7 protein-coding genes and 1 riboswitch are annotated in these 7,195 nt (G+C 71.9%); all 7 genes read left to right on the top strand.

The window, feature by feature from the left end:
- Positions 1–526: ribosome recycling factor (gene frr / locus UW392_RS37435; protein WP_320779690.1), on the top strand; the 526-nt coding region annotated here is incomplete at its 5' end.
- Positions 526–1,647: a phosphatidate cytidylyltransferase gene (locus UW392_RS37430; protein ID WP_320779689.1), complete on the top strand. Its 1,122-nt coding sequence runs from the start codon at positions 526–528 to the stop codon at positions 1,645–1,647. The genes frr and UW392_RS37430, both read left to right, overlap by 1 nt.
- A gap of 90 nt (positions 1,648–1,737) precedes the next feature.
- Positions 1,738–2,844, top strand: coding sequence for a 23S rRNA (adenine(2503)-C(2))-methyltransferase RlmN (rlmN, locus tag UW392_RS37425; RefSeq protein WP_320779688.1), 1,107 nt, complete (start codon positions 1,738–1,740; stop codon positions 2,842–2,844).
- A gap of 25 nt (positions 2,845–2,869) precedes the next feature.
- Positions 2,870–2,976: riboswitch (TPP riboswitch) on the top strand.
- 81 nt (positions 2,977–3,057) lie between these two features.
- The gene (locus UW392_RS37420; RefSeq protein ID WP_320779687.1) at positions 3,058–4,137 is read left to right on the top strand and encodes a thiamine ABC transporter substrate-binding protein; all 1,080 of its coding nucleotides are present in this window, start codon (positions 3,058–3,060) and stop codon (positions 4,135–4,137) included.
- Entirely contained in the window at positions 4,113–5,786 is a 1,674-nt protein-coding gene (locus UW392_RS37415; protein WP_320779686.1) for an iron ABC transporter permease, read from the top strand. The genes UW392_RS37420 and UW392_RS37415 overlap by 25 nt, the downstream gene beginning before the upstream one ends.
- 2 nt (positions 5,787–5,788) lie before the next feature.
- Positions 5,789–6,856 carry an ABC transporter ATP-binding protein gene (locus tag UW392_RS37410; RefSeq protein WP_320779685.1) on the top strand — a complete coding sequence of 356 codons (1,068 nt, stop codon included), beginning with the start codon at positions 5,789–5,791 and terminating at the stop codon, positions 6,854–6,856.
- 23 nt (positions 6,857–6,879) lie between these two features.
- Positions 6,880–7,195 (top strand): maleylpyruvate isomerase N-terminal domain-containing protein (locus tag UW392_RS37405; protein ID WP_320779684.1); only part of this gene is annotated, 316 nt, incomplete at its 3' end.

Genomic DNA, 7,195 nt, shown 5'->3' with positions numbered 1-7,195 from the left:
GAAGATGGAGAAGGCCGTCGTGGTCGCCAAGGAGGACTTCGCCGCGATCCGCACCGGCCGTGCGCACCCGGCGATGTTCAACAAGATCGTGGCCGACTACTACGGCGCGCCGACGCCGATCAACCAGCTGGCCTCGTTCTCCGTGCCCGAGCCGCGCATGGCCGTGGTGACGCCGTTCGACAAGACCGCGCTGCGCAACATCGAGCAGGCGATCCGTGACTCGGACCTGGGCGTCAACCCCAGCAACGACGGCAACATCATCCGCGTGGTGTTCCCGGAGCTGACCGAGGAGCGCCGCCGCGAGTACATCAAGGTCGCGAAGGCCAAGGGCGAGGACGCCAAGGTCTCCATCCGCTCCGTGCGCCGCAAGGCCAAGGACGGCATCGACAAGATGGTCAAGGACGGCGAGGTCGGCGAGGACGAGGGCCGCCGCGCGGAGAAGGAGCTCGACGACACCACCGCGAAGTACGTCGCCCAGGTGGACGAGCTCCTCAAGCACAAGGAAGCGGAGCTGCTCGAGGTCTGATGAACGACTCTTCCTGGGGGGCGCCGCCACGAGCCGGGTACTGGGGGCCGTCCGAGCAGGGACCTGTCCAGGGGGCTGCCCCGGCGGGTCCCGCGTACGAAGCGCACAACGCGCAGCAGACTCGGCCCATGCCCATCGTGCCCGACGTACCCGACTTCGGCGGAGACCAGGATGACGACCGGGGGGCCGCTCGTCGCGGCCCCCTGTTCCCGGACGACACCTCGCCGGCGCCGGCCCCCGCGGCGGCGCCGCGGAATACGGAGCCCATGCACGACAGTCCGCAGCCGGTGCCCCCGCCGCAGAAGAAGAGCGCGGGGCGCGACCTGGGTGCGGCGATAGGGGTCGGACTCGGGCTCGGCGTGGTGATCATCGCGTCGCTGTTCGTGGTCAAGGCCGTGTTCGTGGGCGTCGTCGTGGTCGCGGTCGTGGTCGGGCTGTGGGAGCTGACCAAGCGGCTGGAGGAGCGCAAGGGCATCCGCGCGCCGCTCGTCCCGCTCGCGGTCGGCGGCGCGGCGATGGTCATCGCCGGGTACGTGCGGGGTGCCGAGGGCGCGTGGGTGGCCATGGCGCTCACGGCGCTGGCCGTCCTCGTGTGGCGCATGACGGAACCGCCGCAGGACTATCTGCGGGACGTCACCGCGGGTGTCTTCGCCGCGTTCTACGTGCCGTTCCTGGCCACGTTCGTCGCGATGCTGCTGGCGGCGGACGACGGTCCCTGGCGGGTGCTGGTCTTCCTGATACTGACCGTCGTCAGCGACACGGGCGCGTACGCGGTCGGCTGGCGGTTCGGCAAGAAGAAGCTCGCCCCGCGCATCAGCCCCGGCAAGACCCGGGAGGGTCTGGTCGGCGCGGTGACGTTCGCCATGGCGGCGGGCGCGCTGTGCGTGCAGTTCCTGATCGACGACGGTGCCTGGTGGCAGGGTCTGCTCCTGGGCCTCGCCGTCGCCGTCAGCGCGACGCTGGGCGATCTCGGCGAGTCGATGATCAAGCGGGACCTCGGCATCAAGGACATGGGCACGCTGCTGCCCGGTCACGGCGGCATCATGGACCGCCTGGACTCCTTGCTGCCGACGGCTCCGGTGGTGTGGCTGCTGTTGGTGATCTTCGTCGGAAGCGGCTGACCTGGCATTTTCGCCGCTGCATGCTGAGAAGGGTCCGCTGTCCACAGGGTGGCGGGCCCTTCTTCGTACGTCTGCGACACTTGTAGAGCCATGCCTAAGCCCGGAGAACTCACTTTCGTCGCCCCGCGCGGAGCCAAGAAGCCGCCGCGGCATCTCGCCGATCTCACGCCCGCCCAGCGCAAGGAGGCGGTCGCCGAGGCCGGTGAGAAGCCGTTCCGTGCCAAGCAGCTCTCGCAGCACTACTTCGCGCGGTACGCGCACGACCCGCAGGAGTGGACCGACATCCCCGCCGGCTCCCGGGAGAGGCTGCGCGAGGCGCTGCTGCCCGAGCTGATGACGGTCGTGCGCCACCTGTCCACGGACGAGGGCACCACCCGCAAGACGCTGTGGCGGCTCTTCGACGGCACGCTGGTCGAGTCGGTGCTCATGCGCTACCCGGACCGGGTCACCATGTGCATCAGCTCGCAGGCAGGCTGCGGGATGAACTGCCCGTTCTGCGCCACGGGCCAGGCGGGCCTCGACCGCAACCTCTCGACCGCCGAGATCGTGCACCAGATCGTGGACGGGATGCGCGCGCTCCGCGACGGCGAGGTCCCCGGCGGCCCGGCGCGTCTCAGCAACATCGTCTTCATGGGGATGGGCGAGCCCCTCGCCAACTACAACCGGGTCGTGGGAGCCATCCGCCGGCTGACCGACCCGGAGCCCGACGGCGTCGGCCTGTCCCAGCGGGGCATCACCGTCTCCACGGTCGGCCTCGTCCCGGCGATCAACCGCCTCGCCGACGAGGGCCTCAAGTGCCGCCTGGCGATCTCGCTGCACGCGCCCGACGACGAGCTGCGCGACACCCTCGTACCGGTCAACACCCGGTGGAAGGTGCGCGAGGTGCTGGACGCCGGGTTCGACTACGCGGCGCGGTCCGGCCGCCGGCTCTCCATCGAGTACGCGCTGATCCGCGACATCAACGACCAGGCGTGGCGCGGCGACCGGCTCGGGCGGCTGCTCAAGGGCAAGCCCGTGCACGTCAACCTCATCCCGCTCAACCCCACCCCGGGCTCCAAGTGGACCGCGTCCCGGCCCGAGGACGAGAAGGCGTTCGTCGAGGCGATCGCGGCCCACGGGGTGCCGGTGACCGTCCGGGACACCCGTGGTCAGGAGATCGACGGGGCGTGCGGTCAGCTCGCCGCCACCGAGCGGTAACCTGGCGACGCGGGAACACATCTTCATATTCCGACAGGGGAGCGCCACAGCGCTGAGAGTGCGGCACCGAGCCGCAGACCCTCCGAACCTGGCCCAGGTCATTCTGGGTAGGGAGATCGGTCACCACTCATCGAGCTGTTGCGCCCTGCCCGGACTCCCGACGGAGCTCCGGGCAGGGCCGCGTCTCTTCCTGGTCCGTCCCAGGAGGAAAAAGTGAGCATCACACGCAAGGCCACCGTCCTGGCCGTCGGGATCGGTCTCGTCGCGCTGTCCGCGTGCGGGTCCTCGTCCGACGACGAGGCGTCCGGCGGCGACTCCAAAACCGTCACCCTCGTCAGCCACGACTCGTGGGCCGCGTCGAAGGACGTCATCGCCGCCTTCGAGAAGAGCTCCGGGTACCAGGTCAAGGTGCTGGAGGACGGCGATGCCGGGCAGGCCGTCAACAAGGCGATCCTCACCAAGGACAACCCGCAGGGCGACGTCCTCTTCGGCGTCGACAACACCCTGCTCTCCCGCGCCCTCGACAACGGGCTCTTCCAGCCGTACGAGGCGAAGGGCGTCGACGGCGTGGACAAGAGCTACCGGCTGGACGACCGGAACCGGGTCACGCCCGTCGACTACGGCGACATCTGCGTCAACTACGACAAGGCGTACTTCAGCGAGCACGGGATCGATCCGCCGACGTCGTTCGCGGACCTCGTCGAGCCGGCCTACAAGAACCTGCTGGTGACCGAGAACGCCGGGACGTCGTCGCCGGGCCTTGGGTTCCTGCTCGGGACCGCCGCCGCGTACGGCGATGAGGGCTGGGAGGGGTACTGGAAGAAGCTCCGGGCCAACGGTGTGAAGGTCGTCGACGGGTGGGAGCAGGCGTACAACGAGGAGTTCTCCGGGTCGGCCGGCGGCAAGAAGGCCGGCGGTGACCGGCCGCTCGTCGTCTCCTACGCCTCCTCGCCGCCGGTGGAGGTCGTCTACGCCGACCCGCAGCCGAAGACCGCGCCCACCGGCGTGGCGACCGGCACGTGCTTCCGGCAGACCGAGTTCGCCGGGCTGCTGAGCAACGCGGAGAACCCCGAGGGCGGCAAGGCGCTCCTGGACTTCCTGATCAGCAAGAGGTTCCAGGAGGACATGCCGCTGAACATGTACGTCAACCCGGTCGTCGACGACGCCGAGCTGCCCGCCGTGTACTCGGACAACATTCCGGAGATCGACGACCCGGAGACGATGGCCCCGGCGGAGATCGCCGGCAACCGCGACGACTGGGTCAGGTCGTGGACCTCGCTCGTACTCAAGTAGGCAGCGAGGCAAGGGCCGGGCGGCGCGGTGACGCGGCGCGGCTCGGCCTGCTCGCCGTGCCCGTCGCGTTCTTCGCCGTCTTCTTCGCCTGGCCCGTCGCGGCGATCGTCGCGCGGGGGCTGAAGGACGACGCCGGGTGGCACCTCGGCCGGATCACGGAGGTGCTGACCGCCTCCGACGTACGGCACGTCCTGTGGTTCACCACCTGGCAGGCGCTGGCGTCCACCGCGCTCACCCTGCTGATCGCGCTGCCGGGCGCGTACGTCTTCGCCCGGCTCGACTTTCCCGGCAAGCAGGTGCTGCGGGCCGTGGTGACGGTGCCGTTCGTGCTGCCGACCGTCGTCGTCGGGACGGCGTTCCTGGCGCTGGTCGGCCGCGGCGGGCTGCTCGACGACCTGTGGGGCGTACGCCTGGACACCACCGTGTGGGCGATCCTGCTCGCGCACGTCTTCTTCAACTACGCCGTCGTCGTGCGCACCGTCGGCGGGCTGTGGGCGCAGCTCGACCCGCGGCAGGAGGAGGCCGCGCGGATGCTCGGCGCCTCCCGGTTCGCCGCCTGGCGGCGGGTCACGCTGCCCGCGCTGGTGCCCGCCGTCGCCGCCGCCGCGCTGATGGTGTTCCTGTTCACCTTCACCTCCTTCGGTGTCGTGCAGATCCTCGGCGGGCCCACCTTCTCCACCCTGGAGGTGGAGATCTACCGGCAGACCTCGCAGCTCTTCGACCTGTCCACGGCCGCCGTGCTGACGATGATCCAGTTCGCGGCGGTCCTCGCGATCCTCGCCGTGCACGCCTGGACGGTACGGCGGCGGGAGACCGCGCTGCGTCTGGTCGACGCCGCCCGGACCGCGCGCCGGCCGCGCGGCGCCGGGCAGTGGGCGCTGCTGGGCGGGGTCCTCGCCACCGTCGCCGTACTGGTCCTGCTGCCGCTCGCCGTGCTGGTCGGGCGGTCGCTGGGCGACGGCTTCGGCTACTACCGGGCGCTGACCCGCGAGGACGGCGGCGCCTTCCTGGTCCCGCCGATCGACGCCGTCGGCAACTCCCTGACGTACGCCCTCGCCGCCACCGCGATCGCCGTGGTGATCGGCGGTCTCGCGGCGGCCGCGCTGACCCGCCGGGACGCCGGCCGGCTCGTACGGGGCTTCGACGCGCTGCTGATGCTGCCGCTCGGGGTGTCGGCGGTGACGGTCGGCTTCGGGTTCCTGATCGCGCTGGACGAACCCCCGCTGGACCTCCGCTCCTCGTGGCTTCTGGTGCCGCTCGCCCAGGCGCTGGTCGGTGTCCCCTTCGTCGTACGGACCATGCTGCCCGTGCTGCGCGCGGTGGACGGGCGGCTGCGGGAGGCGGCGGCCGTGCTCGGCGCGTCGCCGTGGCGGGTGTGGCGGGAGGTGGACCTGCCGATGGTGCGGCGGGCGCTGCTCGTCGCGGCGGGGTTCGCGTTCGCGGTGTCCCTCGGGGAGTTCGGGGCGACGGTGTTCATCGCGCGGCCCGACAACCCGACGCTGCCGGTGGCCGTGGCGCGGCTGCTGGGGCGGCCGGGAGAGCTGAACTACGGCCAGGCGATGGCCCTGTCGACGATATTGATGCTGGTGTGCGCTGTGGCCCTGGTGGTGCTGGAGCGACTGCGGACCGACCGAACCGGGGAGTTCTGAGCATGCGGAGCCTGCTGACCCTTCAAGGGGCCACCGTCCGGTTCGGCGGACGGGCCGTGCTCGACGCGGTCGGTCTCGATGTCGCCGAACACGAGGTGGTGTGCGTGCTCGGGCCCAGCGGCAGCGGCAAGTCGACGCTGCTGCGAGCCGTCGCCGGGCTGCAGCCGCTGGACGCCGGACGGGTGCTGCTCGGCGGCCGGGACCAGGCCGGGGTGCCCGCGCACCGGCGCGAGGTCGGGCTGATGTTCCAGGACCACCAGCTCTTCCCGCAGCGGGACGTGGCAGGGAACGTCGCCTTCGGACCCCGGATGCACGGGGCGTCCCGCGCCGAACAGCGCGAGCGGGTCGAGGAACTGCTGGAGCTGGTCGGGCTGCCGGGCGCCGGGCGCCGGTCGGTGGCCGCGCTGTCCGGTGGTGAGCAGCAGCGCGTCGCGCTGGCCCGCGCGCTGGCCGCCCGGCCCCGGCTGCTGATGCTGGACGAGCCGCTCGGGCAGCTCGACCGGTCGCTGCGGGAGCGGCTCGTGGTGGAGCTGCGGGAGCTGTTCGGGCGGCTGGGCACGACGGTGCTCGCGGTGACGCACGACCAGGGCGAGGCGTTCGCGCTCGCCGACCGGGTCGTGGTGATGCGGGACGGGCGGATCGCCCAGCAGGGGACGCCGCTCGACGTGTGGCAGCGGCCCGCCGACGCGTTCGTGGCCCGCTTCCTCGGCTTCGACAACGTCACCGACGCGACCGTCACCGGCCTGGCCGCCGACACGCCGTGGGGCAAGGTGCCGGTGCCGGAGGGCAGCGGCCAGGGCGCGCGGCCGCTGCTGGTGCGCCCGGCCGGTGTACGGCTGGTCGGTCCCGGCGAGGGGCTGCGCTGCACGGTCGCCGCCCGCACGTTCCGCGGCACCCATGTCGCCGTGCACCTCCAGCCGGAGGACGGGCCCCGCCTGGAGGCGGCCTGCGCGCTGCGGGCCGCGCCGGAGACCGGCGACGAGGTCGGGGTGGTCTTCGACGCGGAGGAGGTGGTGGTGCTGGACCACCGGGCAGACACCGGTGCCGGACAAAATCCGGTGCCGGACTGATCGTCGACTCCTAGGGTGAGGTCATGACGCCTCTCGCCCACGACCGCTTCTGCGACGAAATCATCCGGCAGACCCGGCAGTTGAGCGCGCTGCTCGCCGACGGGGCGGACCTCGGCGCGACCGTGCCGACCTGCCCGGACTGGACCTTGGAGGAACTGGTCCGGCATGTCGGCCGGGCCCTGCTGTGGACCGAGCACATCGTGCGCACCCGCGCCACCGCGGACCTCCCCGTCGACGACGTGCCCGGCACCGGGGGCCCCGCGCGCCGGGGGGACGCGGGCGCCCTGCGCGAGTGGCTGGCGGGGTGCGGCGCCGGGGTCGCCGGCGCGCTGCGGGAGG

This window comes from Streptomyces sp. CRN 30 (assembly GCF_034105845.1).
This window is presented reverse-complemented; position numbering and strand designations above follow the sequence as displayed.